22 protein-coding genes are annotated in these 25,382 nt (G+C 67.4%); 9 read left to right on the top strand and 13 right to left on the bottom strand.

What is annotated here, in order from left to right; all coding sequences use genetic code 11:
* Positions 1–13: 13 nt before the first annotated feature.
* On the bottom strand, positions 14–1,402 hold the full coding sequence (locus AC1RJ5_RS17765) for an exopolysaccharide biosynthesis polyprenyl glycosylphosphotransferase (RefSeq protein ID WP_342251426.1): 1,389 nt from the start codon (positions 1,400–1,402) through the stop codon (positions 14–16).
* 171 nt (positions 1,403–1,573) lie between these two features.
* Between AC1RJ5_RS17765 and AC1RJ5_RS17760 the strand changes: the two genes are divergently transcribed.
* Positions 1,574–2,923, top strand: coding sequence for an MFS transporter (locus AC1RJ5_RS17760; protein ID WP_269572805.1), 1,350 nt, complete (start codon positions 1,574–1,576; stop codon positions 2,921–2,923).
* A 38-nt stretch (positions 2,924–2,961) separates the two neighbouring features.
* Here the strand turns inward: AC1RJ5_RS17760 and AC1RJ5_RS17755 are convergent, their stop codons facing one another.
* Positions 2,962–5,247, bottom strand: coding sequence for a glycoside hydrolase family 3 N-terminal domain-containing protein (locus AC1RJ5_RS17755; RefSeq protein WP_342251427.1), 2,286 nt, complete (start codon positions 5,245–5,247; stop codon positions 2,962–2,964).
* Positions 5,248–5,453: 206 nt separating this feature from the next.
* Here AC1RJ5_RS17755 and AC1RJ5_RS17750 point away from each other — a divergent pair, with 206 nt between their 5' ends.
* Together AC1RJ5_RS17750 and AC1RJ5_RS17745 are read left to right on the top strand one after the other, a co-directional pair.
* Complete coding sequence (locus AC1RJ5_RS17750; protein WP_269572807.1) at positions 5,454–6,470, top strand: LacI family DNA-binding transcriptional regulator; 1,017 nt, start codon at positions 5,454–5,456, stop codon at positions 6,468–6,470.
* Positions 6,471–6,641: 171 nt separating this feature from the next.
* A complete protein-coding gene (locus AC1RJ5_RS17745; RefSeq protein ID WP_269572808.1) occupies positions 6,642–8,078 on the top strand; it encodes a glucoamylase family protein in 1,437 nt (478 codons plus the stop codon).
* Between the two features lie 104 nt (positions 8,079–8,182).
* Here AC1RJ5_RS17745 and AC1RJ5_RS17740 read toward each other — a convergent pair whose 3' ends face one another.
* Both AC1RJ5_RS17740 and AC1RJ5_RS17735 read right to left on the bottom strand, forming a co-directional pair.
* A complete protein-coding gene (locus AC1RJ5_RS17740; RefSeq protein ID WP_493114811.1) occupies positions 8,183–9,985 on the bottom strand; it encodes a family 43 glycosylhydrolase in 1,803 nt (600 codons plus the stop codon).
* 77 nt (positions 9,986–10,062) lie between these two features.
* Entirely contained in the window at positions 10,063–12,945 is a 2,883-nt protein-coding gene (locus AC1RJ5_RS17735) for a TonB-dependent receptor (RefSeq protein WP_493115809.1), read from the bottom strand.
* 317 nt (positions 12,946–13,262) lie between these two features.
* Here AC1RJ5_RS17735 and hslV point away from each other — a divergent pair, with 317 nt between their 5' ends.
* Together hslV and AC1RJ5_RS17725 are read left to right on the top strand one after the other, a co-directional pair.
* A complete protein-coding gene (gene hslV, locus AC1RJ5_RS17730; protein WP_269572811.1) occupies positions 13,263–13,814 on the top strand; it encodes an ATP-dependent protease subunit HslV in 552 nt (183 codons plus the stop codon).
* A 19-nt stretch (positions 13,815–13,833) separates the two neighbouring features.
* Entirely contained in the window at positions 13,834–14,202 is a 369-nt protein-coding gene (locus AC1RJ5_RS17725) for a hypothetical protein (RefSeq protein ID WP_342251431.1), read from the top strand.
* A 116-nt stretch (positions 14,203–14,318) separates the two neighbouring features.
* On the opposite strand, the gene AC1RJ5_RS17720 is transcribed toward AC1RJ5_RS17725, so the two are convergent.
* Positions 14,319–14,639: a hypothetical protein gene (locus AC1RJ5_RS17720; RefSeq protein WP_269572813.1), complete on the bottom strand. Its 321-nt coding sequence runs from the start codon at positions 14,637–14,639 to the stop codon at positions 14,319–14,321.
* 116 nt (positions 14,640–14,755) lie between these two features.
* On the opposite strand from AC1RJ5_RS17720, the gene AC1RJ5_RS17715 reads away from it, so the two are divergent.
* From AC1RJ5_RS17715 to hslU, 3 genes are all read left to right on the top strand, one after another.
* Positions 14,756–15,592, top strand: coding sequence for a 23S rRNA (adenine(2030)-N(6))-methyltransferase RlmJ (locus AC1RJ5_RS17715; RefSeq protein WP_493115807.1), 837 nt, complete (start codon positions 14,756–14,758; stop codon positions 15,590–15,592).
* A gap of 270 nt (positions 15,593–15,862) precedes the next feature.
* Positions 15,863–16,987 (top strand): FAD-dependent oxidoreductase, encoded by a 1,125-nt coding sequence (locus AC1RJ5_RS17710; RefSeq protein WP_493114808.1) that lies wholly within the window; start codon positions 15,863–15,865, stop codon positions 16,985–16,987.
* A 61-nt stretch (positions 16,988–17,048) separates the two neighbouring features.
* Positions 17,049–18,341: an ATP-dependent protease ATPase subunit HslU gene (gene hslU, locus AC1RJ5_RS17705; RefSeq protein ID WP_269572816.1), complete on the top strand. Its 1,293-nt coding sequence runs from the start codon at positions 17,049–17,051 to the stop codon at positions 18,339–18,341.
* A 45-nt stretch (positions 18,342–18,386) separates the two neighbouring features.
* On the opposite strand, the gene AC1RJ5_RS17700 is transcribed toward hslU, so the two are convergent.
* From AC1RJ5_RS17700 to ypfJ, 8 genes are all read right to left on the bottom strand, one after another.
* The gene (locus AC1RJ5_RS17700; protein ID WP_493114805.1) at positions 18,387–18,788 is read right to left on the bottom strand and encodes a DUF6491 family protein; all 402 of its coding nucleotides are present in this window, start codon (positions 18,786–18,788) and stop codon (positions 18,387–18,389) included.
* Between the two features lie 11 nt (positions 18,789–18,799).
* Positions 18,800–19,189 carry a hypothetical protein gene (locus AC1RJ5_RS17695; protein ID WP_269572818.1) on the bottom strand — a complete coding sequence of 130 codons (390 nt, stop codon included), beginning with the start codon at positions 19,187–19,189 and terminating at the stop codon, positions 18,800–18,802.
* Positions 19,190–19,240: 51 nt separating this feature from the next.
* Positions 19,241–19,966 carry a hydroxyacylglutathione hydrolase gene (gloB, locus tag AC1RJ5_RS17690; RefSeq protein WP_269572819.1) on the bottom strand — a complete coding sequence of 242 codons (726 nt, stop codon included), beginning with the start codon at positions 19,964–19,966 and terminating at the stop codon, positions 19,241–19,243.
* A gap of 81 nt (positions 19,967–20,047) precedes the next feature.
* Positions 20,048–21,076: an NAD(P)H-dependent flavin oxidoreductase gene (locus AC1RJ5_RS17685; RefSeq protein ID WP_493114802.1), complete on the bottom strand. Its 1,029-nt coding sequence runs from the start codon at positions 21,074–21,076 to the stop codon at positions 20,048–20,050.
* Entirely contained in the window at positions 21,070–21,525 is a 456-nt protein-coding gene (locus AC1RJ5_RS17680; RefSeq protein ID WP_493114800.1) for a VOC family protein, read from the bottom strand. Before AC1RJ5_RS17680 ends, AC1RJ5_RS17685 begins: the two co-directional genes overlap by 7 nt.
* Positions 21,526–21,683: 158 nt before the next feature.
* Positions 21,684–22,439 (bottom strand): tetratricopeptide repeat protein, encoded by a 756-nt coding sequence (locus tag AC1RJ5_RS17675; protein WP_269572821.1) that lies wholly within the window; start codon positions 22,437–22,439, stop codon positions 21,684–21,686.
* Positions 22,424–23,164, bottom strand: a complete 741-nt coding sequence (locus tag AC1RJ5_RS17670) for an alpha/beta hydrolase (RefSeq protein ID WP_493114798.1) — start codon at positions 23,162–23,164, stop codon at positions 22,424–22,426. The genes AC1RJ5_RS17675 and AC1RJ5_RS17670 overlap by 16 nt, the downstream gene beginning before the upstream one ends.
* A gap of 61 nt (positions 23,165–23,225) precedes the next feature.
* Positions 23,226–24,122, bottom strand: a complete 897-nt coding sequence (ypfJ, locus tag AC1RJ5_RS17665) for a KPN_02809 family neutral zinc metallopeptidase (protein ID WP_493115805.1) — start codon at positions 24,120–24,122, stop codon at positions 23,226–23,228.
* 118 nt (positions 24,123–24,240) lie between these two features.
* Between ypfJ and AC1RJ5_RS17660 the strand changes: the two genes are divergently transcribed.
* Positions 24,241–25,380: a patatin-like phospholipase family protein gene (locus AC1RJ5_RS17660; RefSeq protein WP_269572824.1), complete on the top strand. Its 1,140-nt coding sequence runs from the start codon at positions 24,241–24,243 to the stop codon at positions 25,378–25,380.
* Positions 25,381–25,382: the final 2 nt, after the last annotated feature.

Raw genomic sequence — 25,382 nt, 5'->3', positions numbered from 1 at the left:
GCCGCAGGCCGCCTCAATACGCGTTGTGATGCATCAGCACCTGCGCGGTCCGCACCAGGATCGAGATGTCGCGCAGCAGCGACCAGCCATGCTGATATTCCAGGTCCGCCTCGAGTCGGTCGATGATGTCGCGCTTGGTATTGGTCGCGCCGCGGAAGCCGCGGATCTGCGCCAGCCCGGTGATGCCCGGCTTGAGCGCATGGCGGTGCCAATATTGCCGGTCGACGCGCCAGAACAGCTCGTCCCCGGCGGTCGATCCCAGCGCATGCGGGCGCGGGCCGACCAGGCTCATCTCGCCGAACAGCACGTTGATCAGCTGGGGCAGCTCGTCGATGCTGGTCATCCGGATCAGCCGGCCGACCTTGGTGATCCGGTCGTCGTCGCGGCTTGCTGAGCGCGCGCCGGTCGCGTCGCTGGTCTCCACGCGCATGCTGCGGAACTTGAGGATCTGGAAGATGCGGTTGCCGCGCCCCATCCGCTCCTGGCGGAAGAACACCGGCCCCGGCGAATCGAGCTTGATCGCGATCGCGACCATCACCAGCACCGGCAGCAGCATCAGCAGCGCCGGCACCGTGATCGCCAGGTCGAGCGCGCGCTTCTTTACCCGGTTGGCGCGGTTGAGCGGCCCCCAGGAGACCACCACCGTCGTCACGCCGTCGCGCTGCCGCGTGGTCAGCGGGCCCAGCTCGGCGATCTCGGGCACCACGATCTCGCCGACGATGTTGACGCCCTTCAGCGCCCGCGCCCATTCGGCCTTGCGCTCGGGCGCGCAGGCGATGACCACCCGGTCATAGTCCTGCAGCACGGTGCCGAGGCGATCGAGCATGTACGGATCGTCGAGATCGGTGCGCAGCCCGGCGAGCCGCGCATCGAGCACTTCCCGGTTGCGATAGGGCCGCGGCGCCATCGCTCCGTCGGTGATCACCAGCTCGACGCTGAGCTGGCCGAAAGCCTTGCGAACCATGTGGCAGATCAGCAGCCGCTGGGCGAGCAGCAGCGTCAGTGCGGTGACCATCGCCATGCCCAGCGCGAAGCGCGGCACCTTGCCGGTCACCCGAAGCGCAAAGGCGGCGAACAGGAAGACGAGCAGGGTCGTGGCGAAGGAGAGCAAAGCCTGGCGCACGCTCTTGCTCGGCTTGGTCAGGCAGCGCGGGTTATAGGCCTGGTTCTGGAACGCAATCGCAGCATGGACGAACAACAGCCCCGCCATCGCGGTCCACAATTCGTCGGAGATATGGCGCGGTTCCTCGATCACCAGCGCCACCGCGAAGCCCAGCGCAAGTGCCAGCGCGTCGGACGCGATCAGCGATAAACTGAGCCAGATCTTGGCGTTGCGCCGCGCCACTTTCGCAAGCGGCGTTCTGGTTGGAACCCCCTGGATCGCCAAGTCGATCTTGGACATGGGCCACCGATACTCCCTGAGCTCAAATACGCGAGCTTGTTGCGACGCAACATGACTTGGAGGTTAGAGAACACAAGCGGCCAGCGCGGGTACGTGCCGGATACGAGACGATCCGTTCCGGTGTGAGATAAAGCGGTGACGCAGGGGGGCGAGCCGCGCTAGAAAGTCCCCATGATCGCCCGTCTCGGCGCCGCGCCGGCGCGCATCCGGCTGCTGTTCTTCGCCTTCGGGGACTTCGCCTTCAATCTCTACTGGCAGAGCATCATGCTCTTCCTGCTCTTCTACTATACCGAGGCGCTGGGGCTGCCGGTGGCGACCGCCGCGGCGATCTACACCGTCGCCTCGGTCTGGGACGGCCTCGCCAATTTCCTTGCCGGCGCGGTGGCGGACCGGCGCGAGCCCGGGCGCGGCTATGGCCGGTTCCTGATGCTGGGCAGCGTGCCCCTCGGCCTCGCCTTCGTCCTCACCTATCTGCCCCCGCTCGCCGGGGGATGGTGGGGGATAGCGACGGTCTTCCTCGGGCATTTGCTGTTCCGCACCGCCTATGCCGCGGTCAACGTGCCCTATCTGGCGATGAGCGCGCGGGTGAGCAGCGACAGCCGCGACCGTGCCTTCCTCGCCGGGATGCGCATGGTGTTCGGCACGATGGCGGCGGTGCTGGTCGCCCGCGGCACGCTGCCCTTCGGCGCGTGGATCGCCGGGAGCACGGTGCCCGCCCAGGCCTATCTTGGCGCGGCGATCCTGTTCGCCGTCCTCGGCACCTGCATCCTGATGCTGGTCGGCGCCAGCTACCGCGAGCAGGTGGTGCCCGCCCGCACCCAGCCGCCCTCGATCGCCGCCAGCCTCCGCAGCCTTGCCGCCAACCGCGCCTTCGTCACGCTCAACCTTGCGATGATGGCGATGATCGTCGCGGTGACGATCCTCAACAAGTCGGTGCTCTATTATTTCAAGTATTTCGTCGGCGATGCCGTGGCCGGGCAGAGCGCGCTGGCCTGGATGGGCGTGGTCGGCGCCGCGGCGGTACCCTTGTGGATGCTGCTCCAGCGCCTGCTCGGCACGCGCAGCCTCTGGTTCCTCGCCGCCGCCTTCTGCATGGCCGGGCTGCTGCTGTTCAGCGGCATCCACATCGACAAGGCCGGGCCGATGCAGCTGTTCCTGGTCGCGATGCAGGCGGTGATCGTCGGGCTCCACTTCGCCTATTGGGCGATGCTGCCCAACACGGTGGAATATGGCGAAAAGACCACCGGCCTGCGCGTCGAGGGCGCGGTGTTCGGCATGGCCGCCCTGCTCCAGCGCATCGCGATCGGCGTCGCCACGCTGCTGCTTGCCGCCGGCTTCGACTCCGCCGGTTTCGTCGCCAATGTCCGCCAGAGCGAGGCGACGCTGGCGACGATGCGCTTCACCATCGCGCTGGTGCCGCTCGCCTTCCTGGCGCTGTCGGTGGTGCTGATGTGGCTCAACCCGCTCGGCCGCGGCGAGCATGCGAAGATCGTCAGGGACCTGGAGGACCGCGCCTCCTAGTAAAAGGCCGGAACGACAGCCCCGGCCTTTCTGATGCGTTATGCCACCAGCGTGAACTGGGCATGCACCCCGTCGGCCTGGGCCGAGGGTGCGATCCACAGGTCGAACAGCCCCGGCTCGACGGTCGGCTTGTTGTCGCGGCCGATGAACAGCAGCTGCTCGCGCTTGAGCTTGAAGGTGACCGTCTCGCTCGCCCCCGGTGCCAGTGCCAGCTTGCGGAACGCCTTGAGCTCGCGCACCGGACGGGTCACGCTCGCCACCCGGTCGCGGATATAGAGCTGGACCACTTCCTCGATCGCATGCGCGCCCGAGTTGGTGATCTTCGCCGAGACGCTGATCTCGCCGTCCCAGGCCAGGTTCGCCGGCACCGAGAGGTCCGAATAGCCGACCTTGCCATAGGTCAGGCCGTGGCCGAACGGGAACAAAGCCGAGTTCGGGATGCCGCGATAATGCGCCTTGTAGGGCTGCAGCGCGCCTTCCGGGTTCGGGCGGCCAGTCGGCTTGTGGTTGTAGTAGAAGGGTTGCTGGCCCGGCGAGCGCGGGAAGCTGCACGGCAGGCGGCCGGCCGGGCTGTAATCGCCGAACAGCACGTCGGCGGTGGCGTTGCCGCCTTCCGAGCCCAGGAACCAGGTGACCAGGATCGACGGCGCGTTCAGCACCGCGCCCTCGAGCGCCAGCGCGCGGCCGTTCTTGAGCACCACCACGATCGGCTTGCCGGTCTTGGCCACTGCTTCCGCGAGTTCCATCTGCGGCGCGGGAATGACGATCTCGGCGCGCGACTGCGCTTCGCCCGACATGTTCTCGCTCTCGCCGATCGCCAGGATCACCACGTCCGCCGCGTTCGCCGCGGCCACCGCCGCCTCGATCCCGCCGGCCAGCGGCTCCTCGACCTTCGAGCCGAGCGTCACGCTCACCGCATTCTTGTCGGCCACCGCGCCGCGCACGCCCGTCGCCAGGTCGATCGCCAGCTTGTTGTCGCCGTAAACCACCCAGGGCCCGTTGATGTCGTGCTGGCCTTCCGCGAACGGGCCGATGATCGCGATCTTCTTGCCGCTCTTGGGCAGCGGCAGCAGGTCGCCGTCATTCTTGAGCATCACGATCGACTTGCGGCCGGCCTCACGGGAAAGCGCGATCGCCTGCTTGGTGCGCGAGCGCGCCTTTTCGCGCTTGGCGTCGATGCGCCGGAACGGATCCTCGAACAGGCCGAGCCGGGCCTTCATCACCAGCACCTTGCGCACCGATTCATCGACCCGCGCGATCGGCACTTCGCCCTTGGCGACCAGATCGGGCAGGTGATCGCGGTAATAGCCGCTGGTCATGCTCATATCGACGCCGGCCAGGAAGGCGAGCTTGGCCGCCTCGCGCGCGTCCGCCGCGAAGCCATGGTCGATCATCTCCATGTCGCCGGTGTAATCCGAGACGACGAAGCCATCGAACTTCCACTCGTCGAGCAGCAGCGTGCGCATCAGCCATTCATTGCCGGTCGAGGGAATGCCCGAGATCTCGTTGAACGAGGCCATGCCGGTGAGCGCGCCGGCGTCGATCGCGGTCTTGAACGGCGGCAGATAGACTTCGCGCAGCGTCCGCTCGGACATGTCGACGCTGTTATAGTCGAGCCCCGCCTCGGCCGCGCCATAGGCGGCGAAGTGCTTGAAACAGGCCAGCATCGAATCGATCGCCTTCAGGTCCTTGCCCTGGAAGCCGCGCACGCGCGCCGCCGCGATCAGTTCGCCGAGCAAGGTATCCTCGCCCGCGCCTTCCATCGTGCGGCCCCAGCGCTGGTCGCGCGCGATGTCGACCATCGGCGCGAAGGTCCAGTCGATGCCGGCCGCGGCGCCTTCGTACGACGCCATGCGCGCGGTGCGCTCGGCCAGGTCGGGATCGAAGGCCGCGGCCTCGCCCACCGGCACCGGGAAGATCGTGCGATGGCCATGGATCACGTCGGCGGCGAACAGCAGCGGGATCTTGAGGCGCGACTTGGTCATCGCCACCGTCTGCATCCGCCGCGCCATCTCGGCGCCATTGCCGTTGAACACGCCGGTCAGGCGCCCCTTCTCGACCTCGGCGAGCTGCCCGTCGAAGCTCGGGCCATTGGTCGGCGGATTGAGCGCAGTCGCGACGGTACCGGACCAGGCGGCCGGCAGCAGCGTCAGCTGCCCGGCCTTTTCCTCCACCGTCATCTTGGCGATCAGCGAATCGATGAAGGCGGGCGCCGGCATCTGGCCGGCCGCCTGCAGCATCGCGCGCGCCGGGCTCGCGGCCCAGGCCGCGACAGCGCCTGCGCCCATCAGAGCCGCGCGCCGCGAAATCCTGGTGTCGAACATCGTGTTTCCTCTCCTGTGCGCCCCTGGCCAACCACCAACGGACATTGTCTCAACCATATCCGGTCGCGAAACTTTTTTGCTTGTCGCAACCGTCCGTAACCGGTTACATAACTCGCACACGGCTTGCATTGCAATCGCCGAAGCGGTCTGAAACGCAGGAAACATGCGCCCAAGCTTTTGGGGGGCCGAGGGAGGAAGGGACTGAAATGGCCGAGGCCACCATCCGGGATGTCGCGCGCCGCGCCGAGGTATCGGTCGCGTCGGTGTCGCGCGCCCTGAACGGCCTGGACAATGTCCGTGCCGAGACCCGCGAAAAGGTCATCAAGGCCGCGAACGAGCTCGGCTATGTCCCGCATGCCGGCGCGCGCAGCCTCAGCCTGGCCCGCGCCCATGCGATCGGCGTCGTCCTGCCCGACCTGCACGGCGAGTTCTTCTCCGAATGCGTGCGCGGCATGGACAAGGAAGCCAGCCGGCGCGGCTATCTGCTGCTCCTCTCCAACATGCATGACGACAGCGACCAGGCGGCGGTGGCATTGCGCGCGATGCGCGGCCGGGTCGACGGGCTGCTGGTCATGGCACCGCACATCGCGCCCGAGACGCTCGAGCATGCGATCCCGCCCGCGCTCCCCTCGGTGATGCTCAACAGCCATGCCGACCTGCCCGGCCGCCCGGCGCTGCGCTTCGACAACCGCGCCGGCGCCGAGGCGATGGTCGATCATCTCGTCGCCAATGGCTATCGCCACATCGTCCATATCGCCGGGCCCGAGGGCAATCTCGACGCCGCCCAGCGCGCCGAGGGCTATCTCGCCGCCTGCGCGCGCCACGCCCTGCCCGCGCGCATCCTGCCCGGCGACTTCAACGAGGAAGCCGGCGAAGCCGCCGCGCGCGCGATCCTGGCGAGCAGCACGCCCACCGACGCGGTGTTCGCCGCCAACGACATGATGGCGATCGGCTGCCTCCACGCCCTGCGTTCCGCCGGCACCCAGGTGCCCGAGCAGATCGCCGTCGCCGGCTTCGACGACGTGCCGCTCGCCCGGTATCTCTCGCTCAGCACGATCCGGGTGAACATCGCCGAGATGGGCGCCCGCGCCGTCGCCCGGCTGATCGACCTGCTCGAAGGCAAGGACCTGACCCGTGCCAGCGAGACCCTCCCCCCCGAGCTGGTTACGCGCGCCACCACGGCGCCGCGCACCGCTCACCCCAACGGAGCCGCGCATGCGTGACCGCGGCTCCGTCCCTTTTTCGGCCTGGAATGTAACCGGTTCCAACGCCAATTTCCGCGGATACACCCCCCTCGGGGGCGGCGCCTCATGCGCTGCCCCCAATTTTTCCGGCCGGAACTCCGGCCCGGGGTGGAACCGTTACTCTCTCTTATCGTGTATGAGGCTTTGGACATGATCGACCGGCGCGCGCTCCTCTCGCAGTCTTCGGCGCTGCTCGCGGCCACGGCAGTGCCCGGCGCCGCCGCGGCCCAGTCGCGCAAGGGCGCGGGCGTCCGCACGCTGCCCGCCTTCTACGAGGACATCGAGTACCGCACCTTCCGCTGGTTCTGGGAAACCGCGCGGCGCGACAACGGCCTGGTGCCCGATCGCTACCCCTCGCCCAGCTTCTGCTCGATCGCTTCGGTCGGCTTCGCGCTCACCGCCTACCCGGTCGGCGTCGAGCGCGGCTGGATCACCCGGGCCGAGGCACGCGACCTCACCCTCACCACGCTGCGCTTCTTCTGGGAAGCGCCGCAGGGCCCGGAGCCGAGCGGCAATATCGGCTACAAGGGCTTCTATTATCACTTCATCGACATGATCAGCGGCGCGCGCTTCGGCCGCACCGAACTGTCCAGCGTCGATACCACGCTGCTGCTGATGGGCGTGTTGTTCGCCGGCCAATATTATGACCGCGCCGATGCGAAGGAGCGCGAGATCCGCGATCTCGCCCACAAGCTCTATGCCCGGGCCGACTGGAACTTCTTCCGCTCGGACGGCCGCAAGCCCGTGTCGATGGGCTGGCATCCGGAGCGCGGCCTGATCCCGAGCAGCTGGACCGGCTATAACGAGGGCATGTTCGTCTACATCCTCGGCCTGGGCGCGCCGGAGCATCCGCTCCCGGCCGACAGCTGGGACGTGTGGACCGCAACCTATCCGCGCAGCTGGCGCGGCGAAGGCCCTACCCGCCACATCGCCTTCGCGCCGCTGTTCGGCCACCAGTATAGCGAGTGCTGGATCGATTTCCGCGGCATCCGCGACAAGGTGATGCGCGAGGCCGGGTTCGACTATTTCGAGAACAGCCGCCGCGCCACCTATGCCAGCCGCGCCTATTGCATCGCCAATCCGCAGGGCTGGGACGGCTGGTCGAAGGATATCTGGGGCCTCACCGCCTGTGACGGGCCCGGCGGCTTCAAGCTCGACTTCAAGGGCAAGCCCACCGACTTCTTCGGCTATTCGGCACGCGGCCCGCTCGGCCAGCCCGACGGCCGCGACGATGGCACCCTGGCACCCACCGCGGCGCTCGGCTCGCTTCCTTTCGCGCCCGAGATCGTGATCCCGGCCGCAGAGGCGATGCGCCGCGAACATGGCGACCTGCTCTACGGCAAGTACGGCTTCTTCGATTCGTTCAACCCGAGCTTCCGCTGGACCGACAAGAAGCTGTCGAACGGCCGCGTCGATCCGGTGAAGGGCTGGTACGACACCGACTATATCGGCATCGACCAGGGCCCGATCCTGCTCCAGGCGGCGAACTACCGGAACGACTTCGTCTGGAAGCGCATGCAAGGCTGCGCGCCGATCCGGAAGGGCCTGAAGGCGGCGGGATTCACCGGAGGCTGGCTGGGCGCATAATAGCCCTCTCTCGCCCAATACCGTCATCCCGGCGAAAGCCGGGATCTCAGGCGAAGGCGCGGGAAAGGAGCCGCACGAGATCCCGGCTTTCGCCGGGATGACGGCTATTTGATCCGCACCGCCTTGGTCCGCTTCGAAACCCCATTCTCGTCGAACGCCTCGACCGCGACCCAATAATCCACCCCGACATTGAGCGCGCGGATGTCCAGCGCCGAACCCTGGTCGGCCCAGCGCTGATAGGTCAGCGTCAGCCGGTCGGGCCGCACGCCCCACAGCACATTGTAGCCGACCGCGCCGGACACCGGCTTCCACGTCACATGCGCATTGCGGGCATCGCTGTCGCGCTTCGCCGTCACGCCGCCCGGCGCCGCGGGCGCCTTGCCGCCGGCCGAACCGAACACGCGCAGGTCGGCGATCGCCAGGTTCCTGCCGCCGACATGGCCGTGCACATAGCGCACATACCGCGCCCGTACCGGTGCCGGCAGCTGGAAATAGGCGTTGGGCCGGTCGCGCCGCGGCGCCTCGGTCTTCGCCAGCGGCGACCAGTTCTTGCCGTCGAGCGAGGATTGCAGCTCGAACTCGGTATAGATGTCCGGCGCATCGCCGAACCGCCCGGCCTTGTAGTCGGCGAAGTTGACCTGCACCGCGCGCAGCGTCTTCACCGCGTCCAGGTCGATAGTCAGCGTCTCGCCCGGCTTGTTCGCGCCCGCCACCCAGAAGCTGCGGGGATCCTCGTCGGTCGCACGGCCCGCCGCGAACTCGCCCATGGTCGACGAAGCCATTGCCGGCTTCTTGTACGAAAGCAGCATCCAGCCGGTGAACAGGCTCTCGGGGTCTTCGACCTTGCCGGTCGGGGCATAGTGCGGGAAGTCGCCGAAGCGGGTCGAGACCGCCATCTGCCCGTCCGCCCAGAACCTGGCCGGCCACATCCCGATGCGGCGCTCGAAGGTCCAGTTGTATCCGATCCACGGCGTGCCGGTGTTCCACCAGTTGCCGTTGACGTCCTCGAAGGTCGAGCCGTGCCCCGCGCCCTGCACGAAGCCGCCGGGCTTGTAGGCTACCGGGTTCCACGGCGCATATTCGAACGGCCCGAGCGGCTTGTCGGAGACATAGGTGCCGTTGGAATAGGCGTTATATTCGGTGCCCGGCGCGCCGTACTGGAGGAAGTAGCGACCGTTCACCTTGGTCATCCAGGCGCCTTCCATGAAGGGCTGGATTGGCGTCCCGTTGGGCAGGGTGCCCGAATGATCCTGGCCGAACCGCTCCCAGCCATGCTGGTCCGGATGCAGCGACAGCATCGGCCTGGGCTTGCCCTTGTAGATCAGCTTGCCGTCCTCGAACGCGATCTCGATCCCGTAGAGCGGGAAGACGTTGGACGAGCCCCAGTACAGGTACCATTTGCCGTCCTCGTCCTTGAACAGCGCCGGGTCCCAGGGGCCGGGCGGCACCTTGTCCTCGCCCGGCGCGGGGACGTGCCCCTCGCCCACCGAATCGACCAGCTCGGGCATCCGGCGCACGAAGAAGTCGAGCGTGCCGCTGTCGGGGTCGGTGGTCGACAGGATCGATTCCGCCCGCGTCATCGACGGCTGGATCAGGATGCGCTCGCCGTCGCTCCACACCGCCGGCGCGACGATCGAGTTGAAGGGCCAGCGGCTCGGCTTGATGAAGGTCCAGTGGACCAGGTCGCTCGACGACCAGTATCCGTCCGCCAGCGTCTGGAAGAGATAGTATTTGCCCTTGTGGGTGACGATCGCCGGGTCGGCGCCGGTGCGGTACGAGACGCCCTGGTTCACCTGCTCGAAATTGTAGCGGTAATCGATGTCGATCGGATTGGCGTAGGTCTGGCGCACTTCCTGCGCGTGCGCGGCGGTGGCCACGACCAGCCCGAGCGGAAACAGGATACGCATGTCACTTCCCCGAAAAGAAAAGGGGGAGGAAAGCCCGTGGCTCGCCTCCCCCCGAAATTGTCAGCGCGAAGCCGGGCTTAGAACTTGTAGCCCAGGCGGAACTGGATGCGCCGCGGCAGCGTGATCGTGTTGTTGCCGATGCGGCCCGGATCGAGCGGATCGGTCGCGCTGAAGAAGCCGTCGAAGTCCTTGAAGTTCTTGTTGTTGAACGCGTTCAGGATGTCGACCGCGGCCTCGACCTGGCCGATGCCGTTGATCTTGAAGCGGTTCGCCAGCGTCAGGTTGACTTCGCAGAAGGCGAAGAGCCCCTCGATGCAGTTCTTCTCCGGATAGGCCGAGGTGATGCGCAGCTTGCCGGTGTCGAAGCCCTGGGTGGCGTCGGTGACCTGATAGGCCTGGCCGCTACCCAGCTGGGTGACCGTCGAGAACGAGAAGCCGAGCGGCAGGTCGACCATGCCCGAGATCACCACCCGGTGACGCTCGTCGCCCGGACGGGCACGCCAGCCATAGGCGTCCGGGGTGATGCCATCGAGGCTGAACAGGTCGTTGCCGTTCTGCTCCGCCTTGGACAGCGTATAGGCGATGTTGAGGCCCCAGCCCGACGACTTGGTGTAGTTCTTGTCGAGCGTGACGAAGAGCGCCTTGTAGCGCGTGTCGAGGCCGTCATAGCCGATCAGGACGTTGGCATAGCCGTACGGCACCACCGTCGAGGTGTTGCAGCAATTGCCCAGGCCGTTGTTCTGACGCGTCGCGAACAGGTTGGTGTAGCCGTTGCGGCCGCGCTGGTACGAGCCGGTGATCGAGGCCTGGAACACGCCGATACGCTGGCGCACGCCGAGGCTGAACTGGTCGTTGACCGGCGGCTTGGCATCGTTCTTCACCGCGAACAGCTCGGGCAGGCCGGCGCCGGCGGCGCTGGCGCGCAGCGCGATCAGGCCCTCGCGGGTCAGGTAGGACGGGTTCCACGCCACGGTCGGCAGGCCCGAGCGCGGCGAGCCGTCGGTCGAGAAGCGGAACACGCCGATCGGGTTGAGCACGCGCGACAGCTCGTCGACCGTGTTGTTGAAGTTGTTGCGGTCGTAATAGCGGCCCCAGCCGCCGAAGATCACCGTCGAGCGATCGCCGTTGAGGTCGTACGAGAAGCCGACGCGCGGCGCGAAGGCGCCGGTGAACGGCTTACGGTCATGCCCGTCGGTGATGTAGTTCTCGGGGTCGAAATAATAGGTCTTGGGCAGCGAGCGCAGCGCGGCGGCGGCACTGGCCGGCGTCACATATTCGTTGTTGAAGCCGTTGGTCTCATAGTCCCAGCGCACGCCCAGGTTGAGCTGCAGGCGCGGGGTGAGGTTCCAGTCGTCCTGCACATAGACGCCGACCTGGGTGTTCGACGCCTGGATCAGCGAATTGCCCAGGCCCAGGCGCGCCTCGCTCGGGAAGGCGAAGCTGAGGTTGTTCCCGGGGTCGCTGACGAAGGTGTAGTGCGGCTGGACATAGGCCTGGTTGTCGAAGGTGATGTCGGTCACCTGGACGCGGACGCCCGCCTTGAACACATGGCCCGCAATGCCCGAATAGGTGAAGTCGTTGCGGAAGGTGTAGCTGTTCTGCGTTTCGCGGCGGGTCGAGTCCTTGCCGCCCGCGATGATCACGCCGGCATATTCATATTGCGGCAGCTCGGGGTGCAGCGAGGTCGGGTTGAACGTGTAGTTCAGGTAGCTGGCATTGAACTCGTTGACGAAGTTGCTGCCGTTATACGCCCATTTGAACTGGTAGGTGTCGACCCGGTTCTTCTTGTTCTCCGCCGCCTCATAGGAGGTCTGGTTGCCGAAGCCCTGGATGTCGGACTCGTCGCGGCGGCTGAACGACAGGTCGAAGGTCTGGCGATCGTCCGGGGTCAGCGTCAGCTTGCCGAAGTAGAAGTCGCTGCGGAACGGGCTGACGAACGCGCCCTCGAGCGTGCTGATGTCGCGGCCGAGCGAAGCCGAGGCCGCGGCGCGCAGCGCGGGCGTGCCGCCGGCGACCACGTTGAACGCGCGGTCCTGGTCGTTGCCTTCATAGGCGCCGAAGAAGAACAGCTTGTCCTTGATGATCGGGCCGCCCAGCGCCGCGCCGTACTGCTTGCGCTCGAACGCCGGCTCGGCGCGGTTGTTGCGCTTGTCGAGGTACGACTTCTCGCTGAGGCTCTTGTCGGTGTACTGGCCGAAGATCTCGCCGTGGAACTCGTTGGTGCCCGACTTGGTGATCGCGGTCACGATCGCGGCGCCGGCCTGCTCATACTCGGCCTTGTAGTTCTGCGTCAGGACGCGGAATTCCTGCACGGCGAGCTGGCCGAACGGGTTGCCGCGGCTGTTCTGCTGGCCGGCGATGCCGCCCTCGCGCAGCTGGTTCTTCAGGCTGACGCCGTCGATGAACACATTGACCTGGCTCGCGGTCGACGCGCCCGAGGTAATGCCCTTGTCGGTCTCGCTGTCATTGTAGCGCACGCCCGGGGCGAGCGCGGCAAAGGCCAGGAAGTTGCGATCGGTCTGCGGCAGGCGCTCGATCTGGGTGGTGCTGACGTTGGTGGCGACTTCGCTGGTGCGCGTCTCGCGCAGGCGGGTGCCGGTCACCACGATCTGGCTGCCTTCGGTCGGTGCGGTCGCCGCGGCGCCGCCCACCGCCAGGTCGAGGCTGGCCGCCTCGCCGACGCCGACGACGATGTTCTGGCTCACCGTCTCGGTGCCGGCGGTCGCGGTCACTTCATATTCGCCGGGGCGCAGGCCGTTCAGCGCATAGCCGCCATTGGCGTCGCTTACCGCGCGGAAGGTCTGGTTGGTCGCGATGCTGCGCGCGGTCACCTGGGCGCCCGCGGCGGCGCTGCCGTCGGCGCCGGTCACCTGGCCGCTAAGGCTGGCGGTGCTCACCTGGGCGGATGCCAGGGTCGGCAGCATCACTGCGCCGCCCGCAAGCAGGGTCGCGGCGGCCATTGCCGTCGCCGAGATGCCACGTGTCAGGACACGACGCTTCGAATTGGAAATCGCCACTCTAATCCTCCCCAGCCCAAGGCTGTAATCGGTTACAAACTCGGATCCGCATTGGTCTTGTTTTTATGCGCGGACAGAAACGCCCCCTGGAACCGGTTACATGAAACTGTCAATCCCATGTTTGCGTCAGCGTTGTCGGGAGCGCATTTTGCTGCGGTGCGATGTGTCCCGCATGCAACACTCGTCCCTGGCTGGCGCGATCGACCGGTCATCGGGAGTCCCTCTTGCGGCGCATGCGGGGTGTTCCCCATATCTGCGCCATGAGCGAAACAAACGCGTGGCACGGCACGACGATCCTTTCCGTGCGCAAATCCGGCAAAGTGGTGATTGCAGGCGACGGGCAGGTCTCCGCCGGCAACACCGTGATGAAGCCCAATGCCCGCAAGGTGCGGCCGCTGGGCGATGGCAAGGTGATCGCGGGCTTTGCCGGCGCCACCGCCGACGCCTTCACCCTGTTCGAGCGGCTCGAGGCCAAGCTGGAGCGCCATAACGGCCAGCTGCTCCGCGCCGCGGTCGAGCTCGCCAAGGACTGGCGGACCGACAAGTATCTCCGCAACCTCGAGGCGATGCTGATCGTCGCCGACGCCGAAGTGACGCTGGTCGTCACCGGCAATGGCGACGTGCTTGAGCCCGAGGGCGGCGTCGCCGCGATCGGCTCGGGCGGCAATTTCGCCCTCGCCGCGGCGCGCGCGCTGGTCGATTACGAGAGCGATCCCGAGAAGATCGCCCGTCAGGCGATGAAGATCGCCGGCGAGCTCTGCGTCTACACCAACGATCGCCTCACGGTGGAAACGCTGGACAGCGCCAATTAACCAACGCATCGGCGGCGGCATGAAGTTCCGCATGGATTATGACGCCGCCCGCAACCGCATCCTGGTCGAGATCCGCGATTTCTGGACGATCGACACCGTCCGCGAATTCGCGGCGGCGGCGGGCGCGCAGGCCCAGGAAGTGCTGGCGATCCGCAACGACTATGACGTGCTGATCGACTCGCGCGACTTCCCGGTCCAGGCCAACGACGTCGCCGACCTGCTGCCCAGCATCGCCGAGGCCGGGCTCACCCTAACCTCGGGCCGCGCCGCCTCGGTGGTCGGCAGCCACCTCAACAAGCTCCAGGCCGAACGCACCCAGACCCATCCCCGGATGCGGATCTTCATGACGGTGGAAGAAGCCGAGGCGTGGCTGGCCGAGGCGCGCTGAAATTCAGCCCCTTAATTCCCCGGCGAAGGCCGGGGCCCAGTCTCAACGCAGCCGGTCAGGCGCGTGAACCTCTCGAACGACATGGCAACCGGGCCCCGGCATTCGCGGCGAACGCCTCAGTTGCCGTCGGCATCGACCATGAACACCATCGGCCTACCGCGCGACATCGGCTCCCAACCGGCCGACAGGGCGGCGCGCACGCACCGCGAGATCGTGGCGTCATCGAGCTGGAGACGACCGCGTGGCAACCCCTTCAACAGCCGCTTGGGCGGCGGAAATTCCACCAATGCTTCGCGCTTGGCATCCTGCTGGAGAATGGAAATCGTCATTCCCTTCCAGCCTTCGTCATCCGACAGATGCGGTTCGCGCTGAAGGTGCCAATCATAGGATACGCCATCGACATTTACGGTGCCGGCATTGCCTCGGGAGTTCGACATATGGCCGGCACTAGCATACCAGCCGTGGCGAAGCACGGGGCGGGTTCATGTCCAGGGTACAGGCGACGCCTGCACTTGGCGCATGCAAAGGCAAACCGGCAGGGTTTTGGATTCCAATGAATTATCGCCATTCCTTCCATGCGGGCAACAGCGCCGATGTCGTGAAGCATAGCCTGCTGATCGCCCTGGTCCGGGCCCTGCAGCAAAAACAGGGCGCGCTGACCCTGATCGACACCCATGCCGGCTGCGGGCTCTACGACCTTGGCGGCGAGCAGGCCCAACGCACCGGCGAAGCCGCACAAGGGGTGCTGCGGGCCTTTGCCGACGCGAACCCCTTGCTCGACGACTATCGCGCCGCCGTACGGGCAGTGAATGTCGGGCCGGAGCCACAGCTCTACCCCGGCTCGCCGCAGTTCCTGGCGCAGCTCCTGCGCCCGCAGGATTTGCTGATCCTCAATGAAAAGCATCCCGAGGACGCCAATGCCCTGCGCGGCGCGATGCGCGGCACACCCGCTGCCGTGCACGAGCGCGATGCCTATGAGCTTTGGCTGGCGATGCTGCCGCCCCGAACGCCGCGCGGCGTGGTGGTGGTCGATCCGCCGTACGAGCAGACGGACGAACGCGCCCGCATCACCGCCACCCTCGCCGCGGCGCACCGCAAATGGGCACATGGCGTGACGGTGATCTGGTATCCGCTGAAAGACCGCGCGACGCATCAGCGGTGGAAGGGCGATCTGCGCAGGCTCGGCATCCCGAAATTCCTGGTCGTGGAGCATTGGCTGTATGACGCCGATCAGCCCGGCATCTATAACGGCGCGGGCCTTTTCATCGTCAATCCACCCTATGCCTTCACCCAGGCGCTGCCGCCGCTGCTGGAAGCCCTCCGCGCCGCGCTGGCACCGGAAGGGCATAGGGGCGAGATCATCGCCGATTGGCTGGACGATAGAAACTGAGCCTGGTCCCGGATCCAGGCTGTATCGACATTCAAGCGGCGCCCCGAGCCTATGCTGATCCCCGGCGAAGGCCGGGGCCCGGTTGCCATGTCGTTCGAGAGGTTCACGCGCCTAACCAACTGCGTTGAGACTGGGCCCCGGCCTTCGCCGGGGAACCAGGAAGTGGCCGAATGTCGATACGACCTAAGCCCCTCCACCCATGAGCCCAGCTCATGGCTCTCCCAACCAAAACCAGGTTGAGCGCGGCCCCGCGCGCCCTACCCTGCGGCCATGCAGATCGCCCGCCGCCCGCTGATCGCCTCCGCCGCGCTCGCCCTCCCCGCCTGCACGACGACCGCGCCGCGCCCCCGGCTGGCGAGCGCCAGCACCACCCGCGGCCCGAAATGCCTGCCGATCGTCAATGTCGCGCCAAGCCGCGTCATCCGCACCGTCGCGGGCCTGCGCCCCTACCGGTCGCAAGGCTTCGTCGTCCGCGCCGAGGCGCTGGGCGACAAGCGCCTCGTCCATAATTACGGCCATGGCGGCGCCGGCATCACGCTGAGCTGGGGCACCTCGCGCCTCGCGGTCGATCTCGGCCTGCCCGGCCATAGCGGCCCGGTCGCGGTGCTCGGCTGCGGCATTGTCGGGCTCACCACCGCGCGGCTGCTCCAGGAGGCCGGCCGCCAGGTCACGCTCTACGCCGCCCAGCTGCCGCCCCACACCACGTCGAACATCGCCGGCGGCCAGTGGCATCCGGCCAGCCTCTACGATCCCGGCCAGGTCACCCCCGAATGGATCGCCCAGTTCAAGCTGGCGATGGACTATAGCTGGCGGCGCTTCCAGATCATGGTCGGCGAGGAATATGGCATCCGCTGGGTGCCGACCTATCTCCAGATGCGCGACGATCCGGCCGAGGATTCCGCCGAGCCCGATCTCTCCAGCGCCTATGAGGCCGACCGGGTGATCCTCGGCCCCGGCGAGCATCCCTTCCCGGTCCGGCGCGTCCGCCGCTTCAGCACCATGTATGCCGAGAGCGGTCATCTCCTCCGCCAGTTGATGCGCGACATCCAGATCGCCGGCGGCAGGTTCGTGATCCGCGACTTCGCCACCCCGGCCGACATCCTCGCCCTGCCGGAAACTTTGGTCTTCAACTGCACCGGCCTCGGCGCCGGCAAGCTGTTCGGCGATACCGGCATCGAGCCGGTGCGCGGCCAGCTCGCGGTGCTGCTCCCACAGAGCGAGGTCCAATATGCCTTTGCCGGCCGCATGGGCTATATGTTCCCCCGCGCCGATGGGATCATCTGCGGCGGCACCTTCGAGCATGGCGAATGGGATGCCACGCCCCAGCCCGATCGGATCGCGAAGATCCTCGAGCGCCAGCGGGACTTCTTCTCGGGCTTTCACTGCACGGCTTGAAGCGGACGGGGCGGCCCCCAACATCGGGGTCCGAAACGAAGCCAGAGTATCCAATCCCCCAATGAACGAGAATCTCACGCCCAAGGCGATCGTCGCCGCTCTCGATGCGCACATCATCGGCCAGAAGGATGCCAAGCGCGCCGTGTCGGTGGCGCTGCGCAACCGCTGGCGCCGCCAGCAGCTCTCGGCCGATCTCCGCGACGAGGTCACGCCGAAGAACATCCTGATGATCGGGCCGACCGGCTGCGGCAAGACCGAGATCAGCCGCCGCCTCGCCAAGCTCGCCGACGCGCCCTTCGTGAAGGTCGAAGCGACCAAGTTCACCGAAGTCGGCTATGTCGGCCGCGACGTCGAGCAGATCGCCCGCGACCTGGTCGAGGAAGCGATCCGGCTCGAGAAGGAGCGCCGCCGCGCCGCGGTGAAGGACAAGGCCGAGGAAGCGGCGATGGGCCGGTTGCTCGACGCGCTGACCGGCAAGGACAGCTCCACCGCCACCCGCGAAGCCTTCAAGCAGCGCTTCGCCGAGGGCACGCTCGACAATGCCGAGATCGAGATCGAAGTCGAGCAGGCCCCGGCCATGCCCTTCGACATCCCGGGCGGCGCGCCGCAGATGATCAACCTGGGCGAGATGATGAAGGGCCTTGCCGGCACCCCGCTCAAGCGCCGCAAGATGAGCGTCCGCGCCGCCTGGACCAAGCTGGTCGAGGAAGAGGCCGACAAGCGGCTCGACCAGGACGAGGTGAGTCGGGTTGCCTTGGCCGATGCCGAGGCGAACGGCATCGTCTTCCTCGACGAGATCGACAAGATCGCGGTGAGCGACGTGCGCGGCGGCTCCGTCTCGCGCGAAGGCGTGCAGCGCGACCTGCTGCCGCTGATCGAGGGCACCACCGTCGCCACCAAGTACGGGCCGATGAAGACCGATCACATCCTCTTCATTGCCTCGGGTGCCTTCCATGTCGCCAAGCCGAGCGACCTGCTCCCCGAGCTGCAGGGCCGCCTGCCGATCCGCGTCGAGCTGAAGGGCCTGACCGAGGAGGATTTCGTCGCGATCCTGTCGGACACCAAGGCGAGCCTGGTGCAGCAATACGCCGCGCTGCTCGGCACCGAGGGCGTCAGCATCGACTTCACCCAGGACGGCATCCGCGCGGTCGCGCGCATTGCCGCCGAGGTGAATGGCGAGGTCGAGAATATCGGCGCCCGCCGTCTGCAGACGGTGATGGAGAAGCTGCTCGAGGACATCAGCTTCGGCGCCGAGGACCGCAAGGGCGAGACGCTGGTGATCGACGGCGCCTATGTCGACAAGCAGCTCGCCGCGGTGGCGCGGAACACCGATCTGAGCCGCTACGTGCTGTGAAGTTCGAATCCCTCCCCCGCGGCGCCGGGGGAGGATTTTTTGGAGTTATTTGGCCTTCTCGTACGGCGTGAACTTGCCGAACATGCAATAGGCGCTCGGGATGCTCGATCCCGGATCCAGCACCCGGAACCGGTCGTTCCGGCAGATCTGCGATCCATGCACCTCGACGATCAGCGTGGTGTAGGGTCTCAGCCCAGGGCAGGAACTGCCCAGGTCGTTGCGCCACAAGGTCCGGCCCAGCGGCTTGTAGAGGATCGTATGGTCATCGATGATCTGCGGTCCGTCGCTGTCGGTCACCGAGATGCAGTCCCGCGGCGCCCCCGCCACCCGGTCGCCCAGCGCCGAAGCCAGGTCCTTCTGCGCCTCGGCCTGTTGCGAGGCCATCATCTCGCTGCTCGCGGTACAACCCGCCAGCACGATCGCGGCGATCAGCATCACAGCACGCATCGCCGCTCTCCTCACTTGCTGTAGGGCACGAACGGCCCCAGCGCGCAGGATCCGGTCCACATGCCGCCGATCCGCGCCCGCGTCTGAACCGTATCGCCCCGGCAGACCCGACCGCTGACGCTGGTGATCACCGGCAGGTCGCCGCGCGACAGCCCCGGACAGGAGCCGATCAGGTCGCTGCGCCAGACCTTGTTGCGTCCGCCGATATAGAGGATCGTATTGGCATAGCCCTGCATCTCGCTCGTCCGCTGCGGCGGCAGGCAATCCACCGGCGCACCGGGGGTAAGCCCGGCAAGGCGCTTGGCAATCCTGGCGTCGTCGCTGTTCGCGCCCTTCTGGGGCAGCGCGGTATTGGCCGCGCAGGCAGCGAGGATCAGAAGCGGTGTGGCGAAGCGGATCATCATCTGTCTCCCGTCGCCCCCGACACTGTCCGGACTATACGCCCGCGTCGATCAAAAAACATCCTTTGCAGCACGCCGCTCGGCGAGCTGCTCGACGCTTTCCGCGCGCAGGAACGGGTTGGTCGCCAGCTCGGCGCCAATCGTCGTCGGCACGGTCGGCTCGCCGGCTTCGCGCAGTGCATCGACCTCGGTCATGCGCGCCTGCAACGCCGCATTGTCCGGCTCCACGCTGAGCGCGAAACGGCCGTTCGCCTGGGTATATTCGTGAGCGCAATAGACCTTTGTCTCGGGCGGCAGCGTCGCAAAGTACCGCATGTTGCGGAACATCTGCTCCGCCGTCCCCTCGAACAGCCGGCCGCAGCCCATCGCGAACAGCGTGTCGCCGACGAAGATGATGCCCTCGGACGCGAAATGGAAGGCGATGTGCCCGGCGGTATGCCCCGGCACGTCGACCACCTGCGCGACATGCTGGCCGACCTTGATCTTGTTGTTCGACCCCGCCAGCCAGTCGGCGCCCGGGATGCGCGTGCCCTCACCCGAAGGCGCGATGATCACCGCGCCGGTCTCCGCCTTCAGCTGCGCATTGCCGCCGGTATGATCGGGATGCCAATGGGTGTTGAGGATCGCGTTGAGCTTCCACCCGCGTAGCTTGAGCTCCTCGAGCACCGGCGCGGCATCGCCCGGATCGACTACGGCGGTCTTGTCCGCGCGCTTGTCGTGGATCAGCCAGATGTAGTTGTCGCTGAGCGCTGGAATGCGGACGATCTCGAGTGCCATGATACCCTTCCGCTTTCCTTTTAGGCCTTTAACCAGACTTTACACCAATTCCGCGCAATTTTGCTGCGCGGTCGTGCAGCTTCAACGCCGCGCGGCGCGGAGCTCCTCGGCCAGCCGGCGCACCAGCGCCTCCGCCCCCATTGCCCGCACCCGCGCCACGTTCGTCCCCGCCCAGAGCGGCGAATAATCGCCCCGGCCATCGGCCTCCGCATGCGCGCGCAACGGCGCGAGCGCATTGGAGCCATAAGGGAAGGCCGGCACCTCCGTGCGGATCGGCCCCAGCTCGCGCATCAGCCGGTTGCGGATACCTTGCGCCTCCCGGCCCGAGAACAGGTTGGTGAACTGCGTCGTGACCTCGGTGCCGAGCAGCGCGCGGAACGGTGCCGAGATACTGCTCTCTTCCGCCGCCAGGAAGGCGGTGCCGAGCTGCACCGCGCTCGCCCCCGCCGCCAGCGTCCGGGCGATGTCCGCGCCGTCGGTGATCCCGCCCGCGGCGATCAACGGCACGGCGATCTTCTCGGCCAGCAGCTCGGCAAGCGGCACCGGCGCATGCGCATCGCCCAGGAACCAGCCGGCATGCCCGCCCGCTTCCGCCCCCTGCCCGATCACGGCATCCACACCGCGCTCGGCGAGCCAGCGCATCTCCGCGCGCGTCGTCGCATTGCCGAAAACCAGCGCCCCGGCTGAGCGCACCCGCGCGAGCAGCGCTTCGTCCGGCAGCCCGAAATGGAAGCTGACGACCTCCGGCCGCGCCGCCTCGACCGCCGCGCACAGCGCCGCATCGAACGGCCGGCGCAGCGGCGGCGACGTACCCGGCGCCACGCCTTCCCGCGCGTAATAGGGCGCGAGCAAGGCACGCCAGGCGCTTTCGTCCGGCGCCGGATCGGGCAAATGATGGCAGAAGAAATTGAGGTTGAGCGGCCCAGCCGCGCCGGCGCGAACCTCGGCGACCTGCGCGGCGAGCTGTTCGGGGGTCAGCAGCGCGCAGGGCAGCGATCCCACTGCCCCGCCCCGCATCGCCGCGATCGCGAGCCCGGGCCCGCCGGCACCGGCCATCGGCGCCTGGATGATCGGGGCGCGGGCCCCGATCGTCTCGAGAAAGCCTACCACTGCCCCGTGTTCGGCATCGATGCCCAAGGCTCGGCCGGCGGCAGCGGATCGCCCGCCTGGAGCAGCTCGATCGAGATGTTGTCGGGGGTGCGGACGAACGCCATGTTGCCGTCGCGCGGCGGGCGGTTGATCGTCACGCCGCCATCGAGCAGCCGCTGGCAGGTCTCGTAGATATTATCGACGCGGTAGGCCAGGTGCCCGAAATTGCGGCCGCCGGTATAGACCTCGGCCGGGCTGCCGTCCTCGGCCGGCCAGTTATAGGTCAGCTCGACCTCGGCATCGGCGCGCTTGCCCTCACCCTTGCTGTCCTCGTCGGCGGCCAGGAAGATCAGCGAGAACCGCCCCGCCTCGCTCTCCATCCGCCGGACCTGCTTGAGGCCCAGCAGCTCGAAAAAGGCGATCGTGGCGTCGGGATCCGTCACGCGGATCATCGTGTGGAGATAGCGCATGCGGCGGGAGATAGGGGCGGGCGGAGGGAAGCGCCAGTCCTGCCGGAGCCCCTCCCTGGAAGGGAGGGGTTGGGGGTAGGGAAAAGTTCCACCGAGACCGACGCCCGCCGATAGGCCCCACCACAAACCCCTCCCCCGAGGAGGAGGGGCTTAAGGGATCACTTCTCCGTCGCCGAGAACTGCTCCAGCGCCTTGCGCGCCGCGCTGGCCAGGCCGGTGCCCGGCGCCAGCTCGATCACGCGCGCCCAGGCGGTGCGTGCATCCGCTTCGTTGCCGCTTGCCGCCGCGATATTGCCTGCCTCGAGTTGGACCGAGGGATCGTCGCCCGAGCGCCGCAGCGCTTCGGTGATGTCGTGTGCCGCGCGCGGCAGGTCGCCTGCGCGCCGCGCCAGCGTCGCCGAGAGCAGCCAGGCGAGCGGATCCTTGTCGGCATAGGTCAGCGCCCGGTCGATGTCGCTGCGCGCCGCTTCCATGTCGCCCAGGGCGACCATCGCCCGTGCCCGGTCGAGATGCGCCTCGCCCAGGTCGAGCCCGGCCAGCGCGCCGGTCGCCAGCGCCGCATCGATCGCCGCGCGTGCCTTGGCGGGCTGCTGCGCCGCGATCCAGGCGTTGCCGGCAGAAGCCCAATATTGCGGGGCGCGCGGGTCCTTCGCGGTCTCCGCCTCGCGCGCCGCATCCTCGAACGCGCCGGCCGCCGCCGCCCATTTGCCGCCATTGGCATAGGCCACGCCCAGGCACTGGCGCGCTAGCACGCCGCCGCCCTCGGTGCGCCACTGCCCCGCATCGACCACTCCCTTGGCGGGGTCGGTCGTCGCCAGGTCCATGCACTGGGTGAAGCGCGGCGGTTCCTTGGGCGCCGCCGTCGCCTCCTGCACCGGAACGGTCTGGAGGGCGAGGATCAGGATGGGGAGCATAGGGTGAGCACTTCCTCGAGCGCGCGCACGATCAGGGCCAGGTCCTGCTCGCGCGAAAAACGATGTTCCGCGTCCTTGACCAGCAGAGTCTGCACCATGTCTGAACGGATCATCGCCGCCAGCCGCGGGGCATATTCCCAGGGCACTTCCCTGTCCTTCTGCCCCTGGAGCAGCCGCACCGGGCCACCCCAGGCGATCGGCTGGACGAGCACGCGATTGGCCTCGCCCGAAGCCCAGAAGCCCCGCGTCGTCACGGTCGGCTGGTCGCCATAGTCGTTCGGCGTCTCGAGCCGGCCCTGCTGGAGCAGGATCATCTTCTGCTCCATGGTGAAGCCCCAGTCGGTGAAGTCCGGCGCCGCAGCGATGCCGACCAGGCCTGCGACCACTTCCGGCCGCGCCTTGGCGATCATCGCCATGATCCAGCCGCCCATCGACGAGCCGACCAGCACCACCGGGCCCTTCACCACCTCGTCGATCATCCGCAGCGCGTCATCGCGCCACGCCGCCAGCGTCCCGTCCTCGAAATTGCCTTCGCTCGCCCCGCAGCCCGAATAGTCGAAGCGCAGGAACGCCCGGCCGTTGGCCCTGGCCCATTCCTCGAGGTGCAGCGCCTTGGTGCCGTTCATGTCGGACGCATAGCCACACAGGAACATCACCGTCGGCCCGGCGCCGGGGGTGTGGTGATAGGCGAGGTTGGGAGGTGGAGGGGTAGTTTCTTTGGTCATGCCGGAGGCTTAGCGCCTCACCCCAAACCCGTCATCCCCGCCCTCGCAGGGATGACGACTATTAGATCCCGCCCGAAAACGTATCGCACTGGCCAGGATCGCCGGTCTCCAGCCCCTTCTTGAGCCAGGCCATGCGCTGCGCCGAGGTGCCGTGGGTGAAGCTCTCCGGCACCACCGTGCCCTGCATCTGGCGCTGGAGCGTATCGTCGCCGATCGCGTTCGCCGCGGTCATGCCTTCCTCGATGTCGCCCGGTTCGATCCGGTCCTTGTTGCGCGCCGCCCAGACGCCGGCGAAGCAATCCGCCTGCAGCTCCAGCCGCACCGACAGGGCATTGCCCTCGGCCTGGCTCGCCCGCGCCTGCAGCCGCGAGACCTTGTCCGAGGTGCCGAGCAGGTTCTGGATATGGTGGCCCATCTCGTGCGCGATCACATAGTCGCGGGCGAAGTCGCCCTTGGCGCCGAAGCGCTGCTCCAGTTCCTGGAAGAAGCTGGTGTCGAGATACACGCCGTCATCCGCCGGGCAGTAGAACGGCCCGACCGCCGAGCTCGCCGCGCCGCAGCCCGACTGGACATTGCCCTGGTAGAACTTGATCGTCGCCGGGCGATATTGCGCGTTCGATTCCTTGAAGATCGTCGCCCAGGTATCGTCGGCCAGCTTCATCACCCGGCACGATTCGAGCCGCAGGTCGCCCTGGCACACCTGCCGCCCGCTCTGTCCCGCGGTCGGCGACTGGCCGGTCGAGCCGCCGCCGGTGCTGCCCAGCATCCCGCCTCCGCCGCCGCTCATCGCGAAATAGGCGATGGCGATCAGGCCGATGATCGCGATGCTGCCACAGCCCATGCCGCGGCCGAGCAGCAGGGGCAGCAGCCCCAGCAGTCCGAAACCACCGCCACCTCCGCCACCACCGCTCCCCAGGTCCTGGGCGTGGTCGGTTGGGTCGATATCGTCGAGCCGCATGGCGATCCTCATTGTTAGGCCATCGCAACAATGCCCCAAGCGGCGTTGCGTTGCACGTGCCAAGCCATACCAAAAGATGCACTTCCCTCGGCCCCGGCTTTCGGCCACAGCAACCGCCATGGCAGACGCCGAGTCACGTCCCCGCCGCCAAGCCACGGGGCTTCCGCTTCCGGACACGGTCGCGCTGGTATTGCAGGGCGGCGGTGCCCTTGGCGCCTATCAGGCCGGCGTCATCGACGAGCTCCACACCGCCGGGATCGAAGTCGACTGGGTCGCCGGCATCTCGATCGGCGCGGTCAACGCGGCCCTTTTCGCCGGCAACCTGCCCGGGAAGCGCCTCGCCGCGATCCGCACCTTCTGGGAAGACGCCACCGCCGCGCTGCCCGATTTCTCGCTGCCGATGCACGATGCCGCACGCGAGTTGAGCCATGAATGGGCCGCCGGCATGGTCATGCTCGGCGGCGTGCCCGGCTTCTTCCGCCCGCGCCTGCTGCCGCCCGCCTTCGCCGTCCCCGGCACGCCCGAGGCGCTGAGCTTCTACGATACCTCGCCCCTGCGCGAGACGCTCGACCGACTCATCGACTGGGAGCTGCTCAACAATGGTCCCGTCCGCCTCTCGGTCGGCGCGGTCGATATCCAGAGCGGCAATTTCCGCTATTTCGACACGCATGACGAGAAGCTCGATGCGCGCCACATCATGGCATCGGGGGCGCTGCCACCGGGCCTGCCCCCGATCGAGATCGACGGCTGCTGGTATTGGGACGGCGGCCTCGTCTCCAACACCCCGCTCACCCATGTCCTCGACCGGCAATATGCCGAGACGCTGATCTTCCAGGTCGATCTCTTCCCGTCGATCGACGAGCTGCCCCGCACGATGACCGACGTGATCGCGCGCGAGAAGGAGATCCGCTTCTCCAGCCGCACCCGCGCCGTCTCGGACGAGCGAATGCGCCTGCGGCAGGAGCGCCAGATGGTCTGCCGCCTGCTCGACAAGCTCCCGCCCGAGCTGCAGGACGATCCCGACGTCCAGGCGGTCCGCGCCCGAGTCTCTGAATTTCCGGTCAGCCTCGTCCAGCTGATCTACCGCGCCAATGCCTGGGAAGGCGGCGCGCGCGACTTCGAATTCTCGGCGCGTTCGATGCACGAGCATTGGCAGGCCGGCCGCACCGATGTGGCCGAGACCATGGCCAATGCCCAGATCGTCGCCCGCAACATCCTCGACGGCCACACCGCCGCCTTCGACCTCACCCAGCGTTAGGA

Source organism: Sphingomonas sp. GW822-FHT03G08, from assembly GCF_058801135.1.
This window is presented reverse-complemented; position numbering and strand designations above follow the sequence as displayed.